The sequence below is a fragment of the Stenotrophomonas sp. 86428_Sma genome (assembly GCF_056481585.1).
The window spans coordinates 946,078-966,372 of record NZ_CM151156.1 but is presented as its reverse complement, the minus strand read 5'-3'; the positions used below and the strand labels follow the sequence as shown (position 1 = coordinate 966,372).

The following is a 20,295-nucleotide window of genomic DNA, read 5'->3' as shown; positions in this document are numbered from 1 at the left end:
TCCAATTCTATGCGACTGACTGCCCTGCCCGCATTTGCGGATAACTACATCTGGACGCTGATCGACAACGAGGGCGCTGCCGTGGTCGTCGACCCCGGCGATGCCGCGCCAGTGCTCGCACTGGCCGATCAGGGCCTGCGCGTGGACACGATCCTGCTCACCCATCACCACGACGACCACATCGGTGGCGTGCCGGCATTGCAGGCGCGTTTCCCCGGCGTGCGGGTCATCGCGCCGGTCGAGGAACGCATTCCCACGGCCACCGAGCGGGTCGTCGAAGGTGAACGCGTTCAGGCACTGGGCCGGACGTTCCACGTACTATCCGTGCCCGGGCATACCCGCAGCCACATCGCGTTTCACACTGCTGAACATCTTTTCAGCGGAGATTCGTTGTTCAGCCTGGGCTGTGGACGCCTGTTCGAAGGTACGCCGTCCCAGCTGCTGGCGTCGATGCGCAAGCTGGGTGCCCTGCCCGCGCAACTGATGCTTTGTTGCGCTCATGAGTACACCGTGTCAAATGCCGTCTTCGCGCGGCATGTCGACCCCGCCAACGCTGCCTTGTGGCAGCGCCAAGAGGAGGCTTTGGCCATGCGCCGCGATGACCGTTCCACCCTGCCGGTAACCCTGGCCAACGAATTCGACTGCAATCCCTTCCTGCGTGTGCACGCTGCACCGATCCGTGCGTCGGTGTCGGCACACCTGGGCCGTGACGTCGTGGACGACGTCGACGTGATGGCCGGTCTCCGGCACTGGAAAGACGGCTTCCGCGCATGATGCGCCGAAGTCTGCCGCTGGCCCTGGGCCTTGCCCTGGGGTTGGCCGGAACCGCGGGCGCACAGTCGCTGGGCGCCGGCATCAGCCAGAACCTGACCGCCGCTGCGGCGCTGCCGCTGGATCCGTCCGCGCTGCCTGCGCCCTCGGTGCGCAATGGCCAGGAGATCTTCACCAGCTTCCGCGACGGCCTGGCCGAGCCCAGCTGCGATGCCGAGGCTACCAGCCCGCGCTGGCAGAAGCAGTTCGCCCACGCCCCCTCGCGCCTGGCCAACCAGGATGACGATGCGCTGGTGCTGTTCGGCTATGTGGTCGAAGAGCTGCGCAAGGCGAACCTGCCCACCGAATTCGCGCTGATCCCGTTCGTGGAAAGCGGCTATCGGCCCAATGCCCGCAACGGCAGCGGCCCGACCGGCCTGTGGCAGTTCATCGCCACCACGGCGCGCAACCACCGCGTACCCATGGCCAACGGCTACGACGGCCGCCTGTCGGCGGTTGATTCCACCCAGGCCGCGGTGCGCTACCTGAAGACCCTGCATGGCATGTTCGGCGGCGACTGGCGCCTGGCCACCATGGCCTACAACGCCGGCGAGTACCGGGTACTGCAGTCCATGCGCAAGGCCGGCATGAACGCGCAGAATGCCAAGCCGGCAGCCCTGCCGGGGCTGTCGCCGGTTACCCATGCCTATGTCGAGAAGCTGCATGCCCTGGCCTGCGTGCTGGAAGACGTGGAGGACCAGCCTCGCGTGATGGCCTCGCTGGACCGCACCGTGCCGGTGTTGAAGGACCACACCCTGCCGGCCGGCACCAGCGTCCAGCAGTGGGCCGCACAGCGCGCCCTGGACCCCGCCAGGATCGCCCGCCTCAACCCGGCCCTGGCCGCCGGCAACCGCGCCTCCGGAACCACCCGGGTCCTGGCCCCGGTCTCGGCCGCCAATGCGACGGTGACGGAAGCCGCGACCACGCAGGTGGCCAGCACCGCACCGGTTGCCACGACCACGCCGACGCCGCAGGTGGCCAAGACCGTGGCCGCGATCGCCGACCGCCCGCGCAGCCGCCGCCACACCGTGCGTGATGGCGAGTCGGCCTGGACCATCGCCCGCCGCTACGGCATGCCGGTAAAGGCCCTGCTGTCGCTGAACGGCCTGAGTGGCAGCAGCGTGCTGAAGCCCGGCGCGGTGCTGCGCGTCGAGGACTGACGCGCTCCAACCCCGCTGTATCTGCTCTTTGTAGAGTCGAGCGATGCTCGACTGCATCTGCACGACTCTACAAAAGGCGGTCGAGCAAGCTCGACCACTACCAAAGCTCAAGCGCGCCACAGACGACGCGAAGGCACAAAAAAAGGCCCGGCAATGCCGGGCCTTCTTCTATCCTGTGACCCGTCCTGAATTGGGTTGACACCTTTTCCCTCTGGAAAAGGAATGTTCAATGAAATCAACAATCAGGCGCAGTCAGCGGGATTACTCGCTGGCCTTCAAGTTGTCCGTGGTCGATCAGGTCGAGCGTGGAGAACTGACCTATAAGAAGGCTCAGGAGCGATACGGTATCCAAGGTAGCAGCACGGTTCTGAAGTGGCTTCGCCGCCATGGTCGGCAGGATTGGTCAGGTGGTGCATCATCTGCCCCCATGACGACTTCTCCCAAAAGTGGACCGGCCACGCCGCTGACGCCGGAACAACAGATCAAGGCCCTGCAGGTCCAGTTGCGGGAGGCCAACGAGAAAGCACAGCTTTTCGAAGCCATCGTGGATGTCCTCAAAGAGGATTACGGGGTGCGCATCGTAAAAAAGCCTTCAGGCAAGTCCTCACGCAAGGGCGCCTCAAAGGCGTAAGCGTGGCAAGGGCTTGCCGCCATTTCGGCATCAGTCGACAGGCGTTCTATCAAGCGGGGTGCCGGCATCAACGACGACGCGCCAGCGAGACCAAAGCACTGGCGCTGGTGAGCGATTGCCGCGTGCGGCAGCCACGGATCGGGACGCGCAAGTTGCACCATTTGATCGGACCGAAGCTGCAGGCGGCGGGAATCACCATGGGGCGTGACCGGTTGTTTGACGTACTTCGGGAAGCGCGCCTGCTGGTACCGAAACGTCGGGCTTATCACAAGACTACCGACAGCCATCATCGCTTTCGCAGGCATCCGAATCTGCTCAAACCTGGCCAAGGATGCGTAATACCAACCGGTAGCGAGCAGGTGTGGGTGGCGGACATCACCTATCTGCCGACGCAGGGGAAGTTCGTGTATCTGAGCCTGGTCACCGATGCCTGGTCGCGCAAGATCGTGGGCTGGAGCGTGCATGAAACGCTACAGACAGAGCAGGTAGCTCAGGCGCTGGAGATGGCGCTGAAAGGGAGAAAGACACCGCAGAAGCTGATCCATCACTCTGATCGTGGAATCCAGTACTGCTCGGATTACTACCAGAAGATCCATGCGCGGCACGGCCTGACCTGCTCGATGACCGACGGCTACGACTGCTATCAGAACGCTCTGGCAGAGCGAGTCAACGGGATCCTCAAGTGCGAGTTCCTGCTTCATCGCCCACGGGACCTGGGGCAAGCCCGCCAGATGGTGGCTGAGGCCGTAGACATCTACAACGCTGAGCGCCCCCACCTGTCCCTTAAAATGCAGACGCCCGATGCGATGCATCGGGCGTCTTTGGCCGCCTGACGGCGGCCGGACCATCCACCCATCGGTGTCAACCTATGGCAGGACGAGTCACTGCTCGCCGCGAGGCTTACAGGTTCTCTTCGGTGGTCTGGATCACGAACTTCCTGCGCATCGCCTCGACGTAGGCCTTGGCTGCGGCCATGCCGTCGATCTGGCTCAGCTGATCCTTGAGCTGCTTCTGCTGCTCGGCGGTCACTTCCTTGATGTCGCCCGGGTTGACCTTGTTCACTGCGAACAGCAGCGCGTGGCCGTTGACGTCGACCTTGCCGTAGCTCGGCTTGCCTTCCGCCGGCACCGGCGCACTGAAGATCGCGCGGTTGATTTCCGGGGTCGGCACCGGCTGGCTGCGCGGCAGGCCCGGCATCGGGCTCAGCTGCAGCTTCTCGCTGGCGGCCAGCGACTGCAGGGTGGCACCGGCCTTCAGCTTGGCCAGCACGGCGTCGGCGGCCTTGTCGCTGGCCTGGCGCTGGCGGTCGGCGCGGATCGCGGCGATCACCTGTTCACGCGCCTTGTCCAGCGGCGTTGCCTGTTCCGGGGTATGCGCGGCAACGCGGATGACCACGCTGTGGTTGGTGGCACCGCCCAGGGCGATCGGGTCGCTGGCAGTACCATCCTGCACCAGCACTTCGGAGAAGGCCGCACGCAGCACAGCCGGATCGGTGGCGATGCCACTGGCGGTTGCGCGGGTGATCGGGCCCAGGGTCTGCAGCGGCAGGTTTACTTCCTTGGCCGCAGCAGCCAGATCACTCGGGCTCTTGTTGATGGCATCGACCAGGTGGCCGGCCAGCTCGTTGAAACCGCGCTCGCCGTCGGCCTTCAGCTGCTCTGCGGCGAGCGTGTCACGCACTTCCTCGAACGACTTGCCTTCGCCGCCACGCACCGCGGCGACCTTGATGACGTGGTAGCCGAAGTCGGTCTTGACCGGGCCGATCACGTCACCCGCCTTGGCGGCGAACAGGGCGTCTTCGAATGGCTTGACCATCGCGCCACGCTCGACCCAGCCCAGATCACCGCCCTGGTCCTTCGAACCCGGGTCTTCCGAATTGGCCTTGGCCAGTGCAGCGAAGTCGGCACCCGCCGCCTTGGCTTCGGTGGCGATCTTGTTCGCCTTGGCTTCGGCACCGTCACCGGTGATCAGGATGTGCGCGGCCTGGCGCTGTTCCGGCGAAGTGAACTTCGCCTTCTCGTCCTCATAGCGCTTGCGCAGGGTCGCTTCGTCGGCCGCGGTCGGTGCCGGCAGGTTGGCGCCATTGATCTCGACGTATTCCAGCGACACGCTTTCGGCCTGGCGGAAATCCTTGCCGTGGCTGTCGTACCACTGCTTGATCTGCTCATCGGTGACCGGCGCGGTATCGGCCGGAACCTCCGGCAGCGCGGCCAGTTCGACGTCGCGGGTCTCACCCAGCAGCTTCAGCAGGCGCTCGGTCTCGGCCTGGGTGACGAAGCCCGAATTCTGCAGGCCCGACGGGATCACCGACTGCTGCAGGCTCTCGCGCACCAGCTCCTGGAACTGCGTGGGGGTACGCGGCGGATTGCCACCGGCCAGAGCCAGGCGGTAGTTGTTCTCGTTGAACTTGCCGTTCGAATCGAGGAAGGCCGGGATGGTGGCGATGTACTCGCGCACCGCGCCATCGCCGATCACAACACCGGCCTGCTCGCCCACCAGGCGCACGACCTGCTCGTCGATCAGCTGATCGAGCACGGCCATCTTGTTTTCAGTGCTTTCGAACGCGCGCGGGTCGAAGTTCTCGCCCTGCTGCTGGCGCTCACGCATGCGCTCCTGCTCGAAGCGGGTGCGGAAATCCTGCGCGCTGATCTCGTGGTGCTGCCACAGCATGCGCACCGGCCACCACGACGGTGCCGAACGCCACCAGGTCGGAGGCGCGGAAACCTTGGCCACGTTCTGTGCGCCAACGCCACCCAGGTAGCTGTTGTCGATCACGAACAGGAACGGAATCATCAGCAGCCCCAGGATCACGGTGACGATCCAGCCTGAGGTCTTGTCGCGGAGTTTCTGCAGCATGGTGAGGAATCACAAGGCCTGATTGGCGAGCCCGGCAGTGTAACCCGCTTCGTCGCAGGGACCAAAAGCAGCGCCGGCGTGGCCTGCGCCGATCTCCGCGGACCTGTGCCGTCAGCACCTCGGCAGGCCTGCCGCAGGGCACAAGAAAAAGCCCCCGGCTTGCGCCGAGGGCTTTCAAAGTTGGCGGAGCGGACGGGACTCGAACCCGCGACCTCCGGCGTGACAGGCCAGCATTCTAACCAGCTGAACTACCGCTCCGCGCTGAAACTTTGCAGGCGCCCAGTATATCCGAAGACTCCGTGGAAACCCAGCCCGATGAACACTTTTTTCAAAGTTTTTTCACAGGGACTTAAGAATTCTGCAATGGCGGAGCGGACGGGACTCGAACCCGCGACCTCCGGCGTGACAGGCCAGCATTCTAACCAGCTGAACTACCGCTCCGTTCTTGCAAAAACCTTTTCGCCTTCCTTCCGAACCCGTCGGTGAGAAGACAAGGCCCCCAGCTTTAGGCCGGGGGCCTCGATGTAGTGGCGGAGCGGACGGGACTCGAACCCGCGACCTCCGGCGTGACAGGCCAGCATTCTAACCAGCTGAACTACCGCTCCGCATTGTTGCTATTTCCTGTTTTCTCACCGGCCTGGACCGGGGAGAAAACAAAGCCTCCAGCTTTTGGCCGGAGGCCTCGTTGAATGGCGGAGCGGACGGGACTCGAACCCGCGACCTCCGGCGTGACAGGCCAGCATTCTAACCAGCTGAACTACCGCTCCACACTCAAACTTTTACCGCGGTGCTGTGGTGGGTGCTGAGGGTTTCGAACCCCCGACCCTCTCCGTGTAAAGGAGACGCTCTACCGCTGAGCTAAGCACCCCAGCGAGCCGCTTAGTTTACAGCATCCTTCAGGGCCTTACCAGCCTTGAACGACGGATTCTTCGAAGCAGCGATCTTGATGGTGTCGCCGGTCTTCGGGTTGCGGCCGGTGCGGGCAGCACGGTCGCGGACCTGGAAGGTACCGAAGCCAACCAGGGTGACCGCATCGCCGTCCTTCAGCGCCTTGGTGACGGCAGCAACGACGGCATCGACAGCGCGGCTGGACTCGGCCTTGGTCAGGTCGGCAGCTTCAGCAACGGCATCGATCAATTCGGTCTTGTTCATTCTCTACAACTCCTTTGGCGGTGGGTTCCGCTTATTCGACAGGGAAGCAACCGCACGCCTTCTGCATGCGGCCGCCATGTGGAAACGGTTCGCCGATTCAGTCATCGCTGACAGCGATCACTCATTCGCGAGTGCTGCTTTTATACCAGTGGCCCTACCCCCACGCAAGCTGGAAAGCCAGCAACGACGCGGGTTTCGGGCCATCGGACAGCGCGCGTCAATGCTTGACGCGCGCGCTTCCACTCGGTTTGGCCTTGCTGCGCACCGTGACACGCTGCGCACTCTTGCGCGCCTTCTTCGGTGCCAGCGGGCGCTCCAGCGCCAGGTCCAGGACTTCTTCGATGTACTTCACCGGCACGATCTCCAGATCGCGGGTGACGTTGGCCGGAATGTCTGCAAGGTCCTTGCGGTTCTCTTCCGGAATGATGACCGTGCGGATACCACCGCGCAGTGCGGCCAGCAGTTTCTCCTTCAAGCCACCGATGGCGGTGACACGACCACGCAGGGTGATCTCACCGGTCATCGCCACGTCGGCACGCACCGGCACCTTGGTCAGCATCGACACCAGCGAGGTGACCATTGCCGCACCGGCACTCGGTCCGTCCTTCGGCGTGGCACCATCGGGCACGTGCAGGTGCACGTCGTGCTTCTGCAGGAAGTCGCTGTCGATGCCAAAGCCCACGGCGCGCGAACGCACCACCGACAACGCCGCCGAAGCCGATTCCTTCATCACGTTGCCGAGCTGGCCGGTCAGGATCAGCTGGCCCTTGCCCGGCACCAGCGTCGATTCGATCTGCAGCAGATCGCCACCGACTTCGGTCCACGCCAGGCCGGTGACCAGGCCGATCTCGTTCTCTTCCTCGGCGCGGCCGAAATCAAAGCGACGCACACCCAGGTACTTGTCCAGGTTCTTGCTGGACACGCTCACCAGCGCCTTGGACTTCTTCGCGCCCTTCTTCGCCTTCACCGGCTGCGGGCCGGCCAGCGCGATCTCCTTCACCACCTTGCGGCAGACCTTGGCGATCTCGCGTTCCAGGTTGCGCACGCCCGATTCGCGCGTGTAGTAGCGCACGATGTCCTGGATCGCATCGCTGCCGATCTCCAGCTCTTCCGGCTGCAGGCCGTTGGCCTTGATCTGCTTCGGCACCAGGTAGCGGGTCGCGATGTTGAGCTTCTCGTCCTCGGTGTAACCGGGGATGCGGATCACTTCCATGCGGTCCAGCAGCGGGCCGGGAATATTGAGCGAGTTCGAGGTGGCCACGAACATCACTTCGGACAGGTCCAGGTCCACTTCCAGGTAGTGGTCGTTGAACGCGTTGTTCTGCTCCGGGTCGAGCACTTCCAGCAGCGCCGACGACGGATCGCCACGGAAGTCCATCGACATCTTGTCGATCTCGTCGAGCACGAACAGCGGGTTCTTGCTGCCGACCTTGTTGAGGTTCTGCACGATGCGGCCCGGCATCGAACCAACGTAGGTACGACGGTGGCCACGGATCTCGGCTTCATCGCGAACGCCGCCCAGCGACATGCGCACGAACTTGCGGTTGGTAGCCTTGGCGATGGACTGGCCGAGCGAGGTCTTGCCCACGCCCGGCGGCCCGACCAGGCACAGGATCGGGCCCTTCATCTGCTTCACGCGCGACTGCACCGCCAGGTATTCAAGGATGCGCTCCTTGACCTTCTCCAGGCCGTAGTGGTCGGCGTCGAGGGTGTCCTGTGCGGCCTTCAGGTCCTTGCGCACCTTGCTGCGCTTCTTCCACGGCACGCCCAGCAACCACTCCAGGTAGTTGCGCACGACGGCCGCTTCAGCCGACATCGGCGACATCTGCTTGAGCTTGTTCAGTTCGTTGCGCGCCTTGGCTTCAACGGCCTTCGGCATGCCGGCTTCGGCGATCTTGCGGGCCAGTTCTTCCAGCTCGCCCGGTGCGTCGTCCAGGTCACCCAGTTCCTTCTGGATGGCCTTCATCTGTTCGTTGAGGTAGTACTCGCGCTGGCTCTTCTCCATCTGCGACTTCACGCGCCCGCGGATGCGCTTCTCCATCTGCTGCACGTCGATCTCGCCGTCGACCAGGCCGACCAGCATTTCCAGGCGGTCGCCCACGGCCAGCGTTTCCAGCAGGCGCTGCTTGTCGGCCAGGCGCACGCTGATGTGCGCGGCGATGGTGTCGGCCAGGCGGGCCGGCTCATCGATGCCCGACAACGTCTGCAGCAGCTCCGGCGGCAGCTTGCGATTGGTCTTCACGTACTGCTCGAACAGCGACATCAGCGAGCGGGCGATCGCCTCCACCTCGCGTGCTTCGCGCTCGTCGGTGGCGTCGATCTCCACGGCCTGGCCGTGCAGCGAGCCGTTGCGCTCGTCGACGTGGGTGACCTGCACGCGCGACAGTCCTTCGACCAGCACCTTGATGGTGCCGTCGGGCAGCTTCAGCAACTGCAGCACCTGCGCCAGCGTACCGACCTGGTAGAGGTCGGCCGCATGCGGGTCGTCGGTCTCGGCCGACTTCTGCGCCAGCAGCAGGATGCGCTTGTCCGCCTCCATTGCCTGTTCGAGCGCGTGCATGGACTTGTCACGGCCGACGAACAGCGGGATGACCATGTGCGGGAACACCACTACGTCGCGCAGCGGCAGGACCGGCAGGTCGAGGGTTTCACTTGGGGAACGGGCCATGGGGGCTCCAGGGAAGGGGGAAAACCGCCTCCGGGAGGGCATCTTCCGGAGACAAAAAAAGCCGATGGCCCCGTTATGGGGCCATCGGCTTTCAGATGCAAGGCATTCCTTGAAAATCCTTTCCAATCAACAACCTGGAAGGATCACTCGGCGCCTGCGGCCTTCTGTTCAGGGGCCGCTGGGGACTGGTAGATCAGGTACGGCTCGGACTTGTGCTCGATCACCGACTCGTCCACCACCACCTTGCTGACGTTTTCCTGCGACGGCAGGTCGTACATGGTGTCCAGCAGGACCGATTCGACGATGGTACGCAGGCCGCGGGCACCGGTCTTGCGCTTGAGCGCCTTGCGGGCAATGGCCGACAACGCGTCCGGGCGGAACTCCAGCTCGACGTTCTCCATCTCGAACAGCTTCTTGAACTGCTTGGTGATGGCGTTCTTCGGCTCGGTCAGGATCTTGATCAGGGCCGGCTCGTCCAGCTCCTCCAGGGTCGCCACCACCGGCAGGCGGCCGACGAACTCGGGAATCAGGCCGAACTTGATCAGGTCTTCCGGCTCGACTTCGGCCAGCACCTTGCCCACTTCCTGCTTGCGCTCGCTGCTCTTCACCTTGGCGCCGAAGCCGATGCTGCCGACGTCGGTGGAACGGGCCTGGATCACCTTGTCCAGCCCGGCGAACGCGCCGCCGCAGATGAACAGGATGTTCTTGGTGTCCACCTGCAGGAATTCCTGCTGCGGGTGCTTGCGGCCGCCCTGCGGCGGAACGCTGGCCACGGTGCCTTCGATCAGCTTCAGCAGGGCCTGCTGCACGCCTTCGCCGGACACATCGCGGGTGATCGACGGGTTCTCGCTCTTGCGCGAGATCTTGTCGATTTCATCGATGTAGACGATGCCCTGCTGCGCCTTCTCGACGTCGTAGTCGCACTTCTGCAGCAGCTTCTGGATGATGTTCTCCACGTCCTCGCCCACGTAACCGGCTTCGGTCAGCGTGGTGGCGTCGGCCATGGTGAACGGCACGTTGAGAAGGCGGGCCAGGGTCTCGGCCAGCAGGGTCTTGCCCGAACCGGTCGGGCCGACCAGCAGGATGTTCGACTTCGCCAGTTCGACGTCGTCGTTCTTCTGCCGGCTCTCGATGCGCTTGTAGTGGTTGTACACGGCCACGGCCAGCGTGCGCTTGGCGCGGTTCTGGCCGATCACGTACTGGTCGAGGACCTCGAGGATCTCGCGCGGCTTGGGCAGCGAACTGCGCGCCGACTGCGCCTTTTCCTCAAGTTCCTCACGGATGATGTCGTTGCACAGCTCCACGCACTCATCGCAGATGAATACGCTCGGACCCGCAATCAGCTTGCGCACTTCATGCTGGCTCTTGCCGCAGAAAGAGCAGTAGAGGATCTTGCCGGTGTCCGTGGAACGACCTTGGCGGTCTTCGCTCATGCTTCGCTTACCCAGTTACCCCACCCGCTGAACGGGGGTTCGATTCGAGAATAGCACAGGGCCGAGGGGACACCAGTCCCGCCCGACCCTGCAGGAACGGGGCCTCCCTGGCCCCGTGATGGCCGGTCAGCCGGCCTGGATCGACTCGTCCGGACGACGCTCCAGGACCTGGTCGACCAGACCATAGGCCTGCGCCTCGAAGGCGCTCTTGAAGTTGTCGCGCTCGGTGTCGCGGGCGATCGTCTCCAGCGACTGGCCGGTGTGCTTGGCCAACACCTCGTTCAGGCGCGAACGCAGGGTCAGGATCTCACGCGCGTGGATGTCGATGTCGGTGGCCTGGCCCTGGTAGCCACCCAGCGGCTGGTGGATCATCACGCGCGAGTTCGGCAGCGCATAGCGCTTGCCAGCTTCGCCCGCGGCCAGCAGCAGGGCGCCCATCGAGGCGGCCTGGCCGATGCAGGTGGTGCTCACATTCGGCTTGATGTACTGCATGGTGTCGTAGATCGCCATGCCGGCGGTGACCACGCCACCCGGCGAGTTGATGTAGATGTTGATGTCCTTTTCCGGGTTCTCCGACTCCAGGAACAGCAACTGCGCCACCACCACGTTGGCCATGTGATCGTCGATCGGGCCCACGAGGAAGATCAGGCGCTCCTTCAACAGGCGCGAATAGATGTCGTAGGCACGCTCGCCGCGGCTGGTCTGCTCGACCACCATCGGAACCAGGTTCAGGGCTTTGGTTCGGTTGTCCATTACGTGAGGTACCTATCTTGGGGGGCAACAACCCCGCGCCGGCAAAGGCGCGGGGCATCCGGTGATCCGCCCGGGCTTACTGGCGGATCGCGTCCTGGAACGACAGCTTCTCTTCGGTGTGCTGGGCACGCTCGGCGATCCAGTCGATCACCTGCTCTTCCATCACACGGTTCTGCAGGCCAGACATCAGCTGGGGGTCGTTGCGGTACATCTCAATGACCTGTTCCGGCTCTTCGTAGGTCGAAGCGATCAGACGCATCGTTTCGTTCAGGCGCTTGGCTTCCAGGCGCAGGTCGTTGATGCGGGCCACTTCACCGACCAGCAGGCCGACCAGCACGCGCTTGGCGGCCGCTTCCTTGAAGCCTTCGTGGGCATCGGCCGGGATCTCGCCGACGTTCTGGCCGTTGCGGCGGATCTGCTCGACCTGCTGGGCCAGCATGGCGCGGGCTTCGTTCTCGACCAGGCGCGGCGGCATTTCCACCGACGAATAGGCGGCGATCAGCTGCTCGCCCACTTCGCGGCGCAGGCGGTTCATCAGAGCGCCCTTCAGCTCGCGCTCCAGGTTGGCGCGGATGTCGCTGCGGAACTGCTCGACGTCGCCGCCCTTCACGCCGAAGCTCTTGATGAAGGCTTCGTCGACCGCCGGCACGACCGGCTCGGACACTTCGGCGACCTTGACGGTGACCTGCACGGTCTTGCCGGCCAGCACCGGCACGCGCCAGTCAGCCGGGAACTCGACGTCCAGGGTCTTTTCTTCGCCCTTGGCCAGGCCGACCAGGCCCTTTTCGATGGTGTCGAACATCATGCCCTGGCCGAGCACGATCGAACCCTTCTCGGTGCCCTCGGCCGGCAGGCGCTCTTCGCCGGCCTGCGACCAGGTTTCCACCGCGACCAGGTCACCGTCCTGCGCGCCACGGCTGACCGGGGCCCAGGTACGACGCTGGTTCTGCAGGTTCTCGATCATCTGGTCGATGTCGGCGTCGGTGATCTCGGCGCTGTGGCGCACGACGGTCAGCTTGCTGACGTCGATGTCGCCGAAGTCCGGCACCACTTCCACGGTGGCCACGAAGGAGAATTCACCCTCGTCGCCCTTGTCGATGCGCGGGCTGCCGACGATGCGCAGGTCGTGCTCACGCACGGCGGCATCGAAGGTTTCGCGCAGCAGGCCGTCCAGCGCCTCGCCACGGACCTGCGCGCCGAAGCGCTGCTCGATCACCTTGGCCGGCACCTTGCCCGGACGGAAACCCTTGATGCGGGTGGTACGGGCGATTTCGCCCAGGCGGCCGACGATGTGGCTCTGCAGACGCTCTTCCGGCAGCGAGAAGCTCAGGCGGCGTTCCAGGTTGCCGGTGGATTCGATCGAAGCTTGCATGTTGACTCCTGCCACCGGTGGCCCACGCCCCCGGCTCGATGATTGGGATGAAACGGTTGTAAGGACACGACGTCTGGGACGCGCCTGCTTGCCGCAGCCCTTTAGTTTCGCCCAATTCGGCCTGCACTGCCAGCGCGTGCCGGTCAAGGGGGCGCAGATGGCCCGATCAGGGCGGGGACAGGCCGGCACTGGTGCGAAAGGGGGGACTCGAACCCCCACGCCTTGCGGCACTGGAACCTAAATCCAGGGCGTCTACCAATTCCGCCACTTTCGCGTGGCCGGCTCAGGCGTTCATTGTCGCAGGCGGGGGCTGGAAGCGGAAGGCCTGCACAAAACTGAATCTGCCGCGATGCGCGCGGCCCCTGCATCGCTGCCGCCCCGGCGGGCGCACCACCCGCCAGGACGACTGCGGCTTACTGCTGCGATACAGCGCGGGCCGGTGCCATGCCTGCATGTTCGGCGGGCGCCTCCCCCTTGCGGATCTCCACGCCCCCGTCATCGGTGCGCCGCAGAGCCACCGACTCCGGCATGGCCTTGCGCACATCCACCGAACCGTCCGCATTGCGCTGCACATCCACCGCGTCAGGCAGGACCTCCGCTTCCGCAGGCTGAGCCGGCTGCATCTGCATGGCGTCACCCACCGGGCGCGCCGGAGTGCTCTCCGTGCCCGCATCGCGTTCAACGGTCTTCGCGGGATCATTGGCTGGTGCGCAGGCCGCCAGCGCCATCAACGCGAAGGGAACCCACAGCGTGCGGTGCAATCGATTGATATCAGCCATCTACATCTTCCTTCGTGCATGCGCCATCGGCGCGGAAGATCCATTGGGTGCGATACAGGACGCGATGCGGTGAGAAGCAGCGCACAGCATTGAAAACACTGATGACGCGTATGTCCCTGATTTCAGCATCGCTTCAGTAGATTCACGCCATGCGCCGTTTCAGCAGATCCACACCATGCGTGGATGAAGCGCAACCCGGCGCGCAGACAAGAAAAAAGCCACTTGGCGAACCAAGTGGGAAGCTGCCGCGCATTCGCGCCGCAGCCCCACGCTTTGCGCGGCAAACCGCGGGCCCCACTTCATCAGCCCCCACATCCCCGCGGCTTTGCCGCGCCCCCTTGACTCAAGGGGGCTCCACACCAGCCAGCGCACAGACATCCGCACGCCCAACCCGGCGCACAGACAAGAAAAAAGCCACTTGGCGAACCAAGCGGCTTTCGTCTGGTGGGCTGTCAAGGATTCGAACCTTGGACCTATTGATTAAGAGTCAACTGCTCTACCAACTGAGCTAACAGCCCGAAATCGGGGCGCGAATTATGACCCGATCCGCTCGGTGGGTGCAAGCACTTTTTTCAACATCGTTGAAACCAGCACTGCGGTCCCGCTGCATTGCAGATCCACGGCCAAGCGGGGCTCTGCAACCCGTGATCCATCGAAACGATGGTAGTCACACTTATAAGAAAAAAGCCACCTGGGATACCAGGTGGCTTCTGTCTTGGTGGGCCGTCAAGGATTCGAACCTTGGACCTATTGATTAAGAGTCAACTGCTCTACCAACTGAGCTAACGGCCCGTGAAACTCAGACGCACATTTTAGCGTGCTTTCTGTTTATTGCAATACCGTTTCGGCTGCGCCGATGCGGTTGAATCAGTGGGGTGGCTGAGGGGATTCGAACCCCCGACCACCGGAATCACAATCCGGTACTCTAACCAACTGAGCTACAGCCACCACTGAAACTTTCGCTCCACCGCCGATGAGGCTGACGCTGGACCTTGATGCTTTGCTAGCGGGTGGAACCAGAAGTCCGTCCCCCGAAGCGAGTCCGGCATTTTCCGGGAGTCGCGAAGGAATTGCAAGCACTTCTTCACATTGATGTGCAGGGGCCGGAACAGGAGATCAATGCTGCTCCGCCGAGGTCACGCGCGCGATGTCCGCATGCCCATCCAGGAATGACAGCGTGGCCTCCCCTTTCGGCGTGACCTGCAGCTGCAGGCGTGGCTGGCCCGCTCCGTCGAGCAACTGAAACATCACGTTGCGCGACTGCGTCCTGCCAAGAAGCACTCGACGGGTAATCGCTTGCACACCCTGCGCGTGCAAGCGCTCATCGTCGGCCCAGAACATCGGTCGCAACTGTCCATCGGCGACATCGTTTCGATCACATCGAACGACGTGTTGCGTTCGGCCGTCACCCCCATCAGCAGGCCAGCAAACGCCCGCAAGGCGACAGCACCGCGGCAGAAGGTAAGCCGCCGTTGGCGCCTGCGCCGCCGATGTACTTCGACCAGCACCTGCTTCACCTCACCCACGCCGTTCGAATCTGCATCCATCCCGAGCTAGAGAAGGCGCGTGCCGCACGCATCGGATGTCAGGCGCTGGCGAACAGCCCGCCCGTCGTCGGGCACGCCCCGAGAGCATGAACGCTTAGTGAACAAATCGTGAATGAATCTCAAATAGGGATGGGGGAGATCCATTCATACAACGTTAGCTGCAGGACATGGAACGCAGGGCGCGCGTTTGCAACCATGCCGATTCCTGCAATGAAGGTGAGATCAATAGATGAGCAAGCGGCTAATCGGATTCGTCGCGCTGGCAGCCGTGCTGGCAGTGGCAGCCGTTGCAATGTCCGGCTACCGGCAGCAGGCAACTGCGGATGCCACGGCAGAGGAATCCGGGAAGAGTGGCAGCCTCGATGAACGGCCTGACCAGGGAAGGCAGCTTCCGGCGTCAGGTGCGGCGGCCGCGCAAAGGCTTGAGCGGGACAACAAAATCCCGCCGGGCTCGTACAAGGCCGTGGGCCCCAAGGCCTACGAAATCGTAAGAGGCAATGAGTTCCGGCCTCCCGGTGACGCGCTTGCCCACGTCAAGCAACTGATGCTGCGCTCCGAATCCGGAGATGCCACGGCAACCTACGAAATCTATCGAACCATCGAGCAATGCCAGACCTTCATCTCGGATCGCGCTGACAAGCTGGCGGATTCGGCCACCACGGTCGGGGCCGGCAACTGGTTCCTGGAGCGGTCGGAACGAATCCTCAAAGAGTGTGAGTCGCTGGCTCTGGATCAGGACATCTATCACGCCGATTGGCTTTCGAAGGCCGCCGCCATGGGCTCGCAGGAAGCGATGCGCGCCTACTCGCGATCGCCGGAGAAAGTCATCGGTTCGCTTGATGACGCAATCCGTGATCCCGCGGCGCTCGAGGCGTGGAAGGACACCGCCACCGGATATCTGCGCGAACTGGAATCACAAGGGAACGTCAATGTCATCAGCGACATGGCGATGGCCTACACCTATGGCGGCATCGTTCCTGCGGATCCCGTTGCGGCCCTGGCGTACACCCGCGTCCTCAACCGGCTGGACCCACGTTTTGCCACCACCGATGACATTGCCAACCATGAGAAAAACCTGAGCAGCCAAGAGAAAGAGAAAGCCCGCATTTCATCGAACGAAATCTTCAAGAACTGTTGCATCCCACGATAAGGACCTATTGTGAAAGCTAGACTGATTGGGATTATCCCTTCGCTTGGTAGAAACTCCATTCCCGCCATTGCAGGCGTGCTGCTGTTCATGGCGGCCGGGAGCCTTCAAGCGAAAAAGCTTCCTGGCGTCATCAACTGCACCGCCGGATGCACGCTGACAACCCCGTATCCCGATCCGGTGACCAACCAGCAGCTTTCCCAAGAGGTCAAGAATCTCAATGCCGGCCGGACCACGGTCTGGACAGCCCAGACGCGCGTCCAGACCGGCGATGTCCTGACCGTCTGCAACGGTATTTCCTGCGTCAACTACACGTGGCGAGGTGCAGGTTTCGACTCCGGCGAAGTGATTTCGACCGTCCTCCCGCCCAACTCCCGCGGTGGTGGTGGTGGCGGCGGTGGTGGCGGCAGTGGTGGTGGCGGCGGCAGCGGCCCGATCAGCGGCGGCTGCCACGGCAACTGCGGCGGTGGCGGCAAGGTGCGGGTGGGCGAACTGGAACAGATGTGATCCATCCGGGGTGCACTCGACCAGAGTGCACCCATCGCGACATACAACATGAACAGGATCGAGCCTGACTCGACTTTGCGTCAGCGCAGCAAAGCAGGACTTGGCCTCTACAGCCCTTCTCCCTGCAAGGGAGCTGGATGTCTACCTATTGCGGAAGCTGACTGAATGTTGCGATGTTCGGGACAGCATGCTTGCCCATCTACCCACCGGCGCGTACGGAGAGCCCGATGCCACATCCCTCCCCCAAGTACAGCCTTATCTACCAGTGCGCATGCCTGTCAAAGTTCGCACTCATCGCCGGCATGGTCACCTCATGCTCCAATAAAAATGATGATGTTCAGCACGTTGGCGATGCATCGGCGAATGAAGCACCCGCGGCATCGGCAGAGATTCGAAGTGTCACTCCAAGATCGACAGCAGTCGATGCCGACCTCCAATCTGCACAGCGCGTACCAGATGTTCCAGTGAAAGACCTGTATCCGTCGCTTCGCAATAGAGCAGAAGCTGGAGATCTGGAAGCAAAACGACAGCTGTTCCTGATACTCAACGAATGCCGCGTTGCAATGCAGCCAGAGAGGCCCATTGACTACTCCAATAGCCAAGTCTCTCCAGATATCCTCAAAGCCAGCGGGAAGACACGAGAGCAATTCCTGGCCGATCAGCAATTGAGCTCTCTTGCTTTCACTGAAGAAAAGCTCAAGCAGTGCGAGGGCATTCCAGGCGACGCACTAAAGGAAACGTCACGGTGGCTGAGGGAGGCAGCGGAAGGGGGGGACACCTACGCGAGGCTGGCCTACTACAACTACCAGGACATCATCGTTGGTGATCAGCAAGAACAAATCGTATCGGCCGAAAAAGTTAAGCAGTTCAATGAAGACTCATATCGCTACATAAAAAGTGTAGCTGACACCGGCAACCCGGATGGGCTTTTCACTCTGGGAACTGCGTATGAGCGCGGCATCATTACGCCGAAGGACCCGATCCTTGCCTATGCCTACAAGAAAGCTGCGGGGCAGCTGATCCCTATCGGTGGCAACGACCAGATATTGGACATGATGGCGCAGTCCATGACTCCGTCTGATCTAAGGAAGGCCAATCAACTGGCCGCTACGCTGGCACAGAGGAGCAGGAAATGAAGATCAGGCTTACGGCAGCAATCTTCTTGGTCCTTCTGCTAGGAGCAACAGTGTATGTGCACGCACAGGTGCAAGGAACCAGAAACATCGGAACTTATCCCTGTAATGACTGCGCACTTGGCTATCCCAGAATCGACGCACACACTTCAAATGAGCTTGGCCTCGCCATAGCAAGCTTCAACAGACTGGTTGCCATTCAGTCTCTATGGATAGTCCCCGGGGACATCATAACAATGTGCAACGGAACTGCTTGTGTTGGCTATCAAGTTACCGTGGGCGGAGACGGATACATGGGAGTCAAATATGAGGCCCAGGCCAGTACTACGCCGCTGCCGTCTGGTGGAAATGGAAACGGCGTGGGCTCAGGCAGTGGCTATGGGAGCGGTCAAGGCGTCGGCAGGGGTGGCGGTGCCGACGTAGGCGGCGGCAGCTACGGCAGTGGCGGCCGGACTGGGACCGTAACTACTGGTCCCGCTGGCCCGCCAAAGCCAACTCGCCCTCCTACCCACGAGAATTGAAGTGGCGGAGATTGAGTAGATGGGCGGCCTTCTTGGGCCGCCTTTTCAATTACCAGCGCGCCAGTTGTTTGCCAGACGACTTCTTTTGGGCGGCTTCGATCTGGGCGGAATAGCATATGGGCGAAGTCTGGCCCCAGCCGGCGTCCGACTTGGGAAACGCCCTCGGCTTGCCAGCGTCGAGCGCTGGGCGAGACAACGGAACATCCGCGTCCAGTACGACGGCCAAGGCAGCATCTTGACAACAAACTTCGCCCTGAACGAGGCACTGGGCCTCATCAAACCCGCTTTCGAGAACGAACGCTATCCCGCTTCGCTGGTCTGAAAGGACTCACAACAGCAGCACCATGGCATGCCCCAGCAAAGCCGCACCCAACCTGCCGAAGCACATCGACCACACCCGCGCCTTACGGACGTCAATCTTCATCGGTTGCGCGCAGAGTTTATACGCCTAGTCGCGCAGATCGGCTTCGAACTCGACCCTGACGATGACGAGGACGCCGTTTACGTGGGCTCGATCGGCTTCCTGCTTAGCCTACTTGACGCCTTGGGCGGCCACCGTGGGGCCAAACACAAGTGACGCTCAATTCCGGAGCCAATTCCGGACGCCCGCAGAACGAGGCATAGAAAACTGCGTAACTAGTTGATTCCAATGGCGCGCCCGACAGGAATCGAACCTGTAACCGCCGGCTTAGAAGGCCGGTGCTCTATCCAGTTGAGCTACGGGCGCCCGAACCGGAACGGTGTCCAATCCGACGTGATGTGGGATTGGTCGGGGTAGAGGGATTCGAACCCCCGACATCCTGCTCCCAAAGCAGGCGCGCTACCAGACTGCGCTATACCCCGGTCTTGCAATCCCCTCGGGTCAGGCCCGGGGAGTTGGTCATTGTCGCCAAGCGCATTGGGAACTGTCAACGCAGGATGCGTAGATCCGGCGCCTGCCACAACGCCGAAAGCAGTCATCGGCTATGCTCACGCCCATCGGCCGGATGGCCGTCCTGACCCTCATTCGCACGGAGAACGCGTATGCGCAGCGGCAACCCGGCTCTTTCCGAGTCCACCTTCCTCGACCTCGCCAGTGGCTCGGTGGTGACCAGCCCCGACCAGGCCATGACCCTCAACGGCACCGTCAACAAGACCGGTTTCCTGCTGCTGTTGACCGTATTAACGGCCGCTTTCGCCTGGAACCAGACCATCGGCGACTACGGCCAGGTCTTGCCCGGTGCCAGGCTGTATGCCATGGGCGGCGCCATCGGCGGCCTCGTGCTGGCGCTGATCACCGTGTTCAAGAAGGAATGGTCGCCGGTCACCGCACCGATGTACGCGCTGGTGGAAGGCCTGTTCCTGGGTGCCATCTCGGCCGTGTTCAACGCCAAGTTCCCGGGCATCGTGTTCCAGGCGGTGCTGCTGACCTTTGGCACCCTGTTCGCGCTGCTGTTCGCGTACCGCAGCGGCCTGATCAAGGCCACCGAGAACTTCAAGATGGGCGTGGTCGCCGCCACTGGCGGCATTGCCCTGCTCTACCTCGCGTCGTTCGTGCTGGGCTTCTTCAACATCGACGTGCCGGTGATCCACGACTCCGGCTGGCTGGGCATTGCTTTCAGCCTGTTCGTGGTGGTCGTGGCCGCGCTGAACCTGGTGCTGGATTTCGACTTCATCGAAACCGGTGTCGCCCAGCGTGCACCGAAGTACATGGAGTGGTATGGCGCATTCGGCCTGATGGTGACCCTGGTCTGGCTGTATGTTGAATTCCTGCGCCTGCTGTCGAAGATCCAGCAGCGCTGAGCCGAAACATGCCGTAGACGACAAAGGGCGCCCTTCGTGGCGCC

15 protein-coding genes and 11 tRNA genes are annotated in these 20,295 nt (G+C 62.7%); 7 read left to right on the top strand and 19 right to left on the bottom strand.

The features are described from left to right. The first annotated feature begins 9 nt into the window (after positions 1-9). The 3 genes from gloB to ACZK3J_RS04395 all read left to right on the top strand — a co-directional run bounded on the left by gloB (position 10) and on the right by ACZK3J_RS04395 (position 3,434). The gene (gene gloB / locus ACZK3J_RS04405; RefSeq protein ID WP_478476440.1) at positions 10-774 is read left to right on the top strand and encodes a hydroxyacylglutathione hydrolase; all 765 of its coding nucleotides are present in this window, start codon (positions 10-12) and stop codon (positions 772-774) included. Further along, entirely contained in the window at positions 771-1,970 is a 1,200-nt protein-coding gene (locus ACZK3J_RS04400) for a lytic transglycosylase domain-containing protein (RefSeq protein ID WP_121504046.1), read from the top strand. The genes gloB and ACZK3J_RS04400 overlap by 4 nt, the downstream gene beginning before the upstream one ends. Before the next feature lie 229 nt (positions 1,971-2,199). After that, positions 2,200-3,434, top strand: a protein-coding gene (locus ACZK3J_RS04395; protein ID WP_223224739.1) for an IS3 family transposase whose coding sequence is annotated in 2 segments (ribosomal slippage) — positions 2,200-2,551 and positions 2,551-3,434 — 1,236 coding nt in all. Because the reading frame shifts where the segments join, the coding sequence is not laid out codon by codon here. Between the two features lie 67 nt (positions 3,435-3,501). Here the strand turns inward: ACZK3J_RS04395 and ACZK3J_RS04390 are convergent. From ACZK3J_RS04390 to ACZK3J_RS04310, 17 genes are all read right to left on the bottom strand, one after another. Beyond that, positions 3,502-5,457 carry a peptidyl-prolyl cis-trans isomerase gene (locus ACZK3J_RS04390; protein ID WP_100437402.1) on the bottom strand — a complete coding sequence of 652 codons (1,956 nt, stop codon included), beginning with the start codon at positions 5,455-5,457 and terminating at the stop codon, positions 3,502-3,504. A 181-nt stretch (positions 5,458-5,638) separates the two neighbouring features. Beyond that, positions 5,639-5,715, bottom strand: a tRNA-Asp gene (locus ACZK3J_RS04385). A 106-nt stretch (positions 5,716-5,821) separates the two neighbouring features. Continuing rightward, a tRNA-Asp gene (locus tag ACZK3J_RS04380) sits at positions 5,822-5,898 on the bottom strand. A gap of 87 nt (positions 5,899-5,985) precedes the next feature. After that, positions 5,986-6,062 (bottom strand) — tRNA-Asp (locus tag ACZK3J_RS04375). 85 nt (positions 6,063-6,147) lie between these two features. Next, positions 6,148-6,224: transfer RNA gene (locus tag ACZK3J_RS04370), tRNA-Asp, on the bottom strand. Positions 6,225-6,250: 26 nt separating this feature from the next. Beyond that, positions 6,251-6,325 (bottom strand) — tRNA-Val (locus ACZK3J_RS04365). Positions 6,326-6,336: 11 nt separating this feature from the next. Then, entirely contained in the window at positions 6,337-6,609 is a 273-nt protein-coding gene (locus ACZK3J_RS04360; protein WP_004146343.1) for an HU family DNA-binding protein, read from the bottom strand. A gap of 217 nt (positions 6,610-6,826) precedes the next feature. Next, positions 6,827-9,277 carry an endopeptidase La gene (gene lon, locus ACZK3J_RS04355; RefSeq protein WP_478476439.1) on the bottom strand — a complete coding sequence of 817 codons (2,451 nt, stop codon included), beginning with the start codon at positions 9,275-9,277 and terminating at the stop codon, positions 6,827-6,829. A gap of 143 nt (positions 9,278-9,420) precedes the next feature. Next, positions 9,421-10,710: an ATP-dependent Clp protease ATP-binding subunit ClpX gene (gene clpX / locus ACZK3J_RS04350; RefSeq protein WP_049463494.1), complete on the bottom strand. Its 1,290-nt coding sequence runs from the start codon at positions 10,708-10,710 to the stop codon at positions 9,421-9,423. A gap of 126 nt (positions 10,711-10,836) precedes the next feature. Beyond that, complete coding sequence (gene clpP, locus ACZK3J_RS04345; protein WP_004146318.1) at positions 10,837-11,463, bottom strand: ATP-dependent Clp endopeptidase proteolytic subunit ClpP; 627 nt, start codon at positions 11,461-11,463, stop codon at positions 10,837-10,839. 76 nt (positions 11,464-11,539) lie between these two features. Next, complete coding sequence (gene tig / locus ACZK3J_RS04340; RefSeq protein WP_049400909.1) at positions 11,540-12,835, bottom strand: trigger factor; 1,296 nt, start codon at positions 12,833-12,835, stop codon at positions 11,540-11,542. Between the two features lie 189 nt (positions 12,836-13,024). Then, positions 13,025-13,109 (bottom strand) — tRNA-Leu (locus ACZK3J_RS04335). A 139-nt stretch (positions 13,110-13,248) separates the two neighbouring features. Next, complete coding sequence (locus ACZK3J_RS04330; RefSeq protein WP_100437401.1) at positions 13,249-13,614, bottom strand: hypothetical protein; 366 nt, start codon at positions 13,612-13,614, stop codon at positions 13,249-13,251. A gap of 442 nt (positions 13,615-14,056) precedes the next feature. Continuing rightward, positions 14,057-14,132 (bottom strand) — tRNA-Lys (locus ACZK3J_RS04325). 198 nt (positions 14,133-14,330) lie between these two features. Then, positions 14,331-14,406 (bottom strand) — tRNA-Lys (locus tag ACZK3J_RS04320). Positions 14,407-14,485: 79 nt separating this feature from the next. Then, positions 14,486-14,562: transfer RNA gene (locus ACZK3J_RS04315), tRNA-His, on the bottom strand. 168 nt (positions 14,563-14,730) lie between these two features. After that, positions 14,731-14,955, bottom strand: a complete 225-nt coding sequence (locus tag ACZK3J_RS04310) for a hypothetical protein (RefSeq protein WP_049422622.1) — start codon at positions 14,953-14,955, stop codon at positions 14,731-14,733. A gap of 435 nt (positions 14,956-15,390) precedes the next feature. On the opposite strand from ACZK3J_RS04310, the gene ACZK3J_RS04305 reads away from it, so the two are divergent. From ACZK3J_RS04305 to ACZK3J_RS04295, 3 genes are all read left to right on the top strand, one after another. Next, a complete protein-coding gene (locus tag ACZK3J_RS04305) occupies positions 15,391-16,311 on the top strand; it encodes a hypothetical protein (protein WP_071228867.1) in 921 nt (306 codons plus the stop codon). Positions 16,312-16,320: 9 nt separating this feature from the next. Continuing rightward, positions 16,321-16,815, top strand: coding sequence for a hypothetical protein (locus ACZK3J_RS04300; protein ID WP_478476438.1), 495 nt, complete (start codon positions 16,321-16,323; stop codon positions 16,813-16,815). A 227-nt stretch (positions 16,816-17,042) separates the two neighbouring features. Beyond that, a complete protein-coding gene (locus ACZK3J_RS04295) occupies positions 17,043-17,951 on the top strand; it encodes an SEL1-like repeat protein (protein ID WP_478476437.1) in 909 nt (302 codons plus the stop codon). A gap of 1,168 nt (positions 17,952-19,119) precedes the next feature. Here the strand turns inward: ACZK3J_RS04295 and ACZK3J_RS04290 are convergent. Next, positions 19,120-19,196 (bottom strand) — tRNA-Arg (locus ACZK3J_RS04290). Positions 19,197-19,235: 39 nt separating this feature from the next. After that, positions 19,236-19,312 (bottom strand) — tRNA-Pro (locus ACZK3J_RS04285). Positions 19,313-19,492: 180 nt separating this feature from the next. Here ACZK3J_RS04285 and ACZK3J_RS04280 point away from each other — a divergent pair. After that, on the top strand, positions 19,493-20,251 hold the full coding sequence (locus ACZK3J_RS04280) for a Bax inhibitor-1/YccA family protein (RefSeq protein WP_032129086.1): 759 nt from the start codon (positions 19,493-19,495) through the stop codon (positions 20,249-20,251). Positions 20,252-20,295 lie beyond the last annotated feature (44 nt).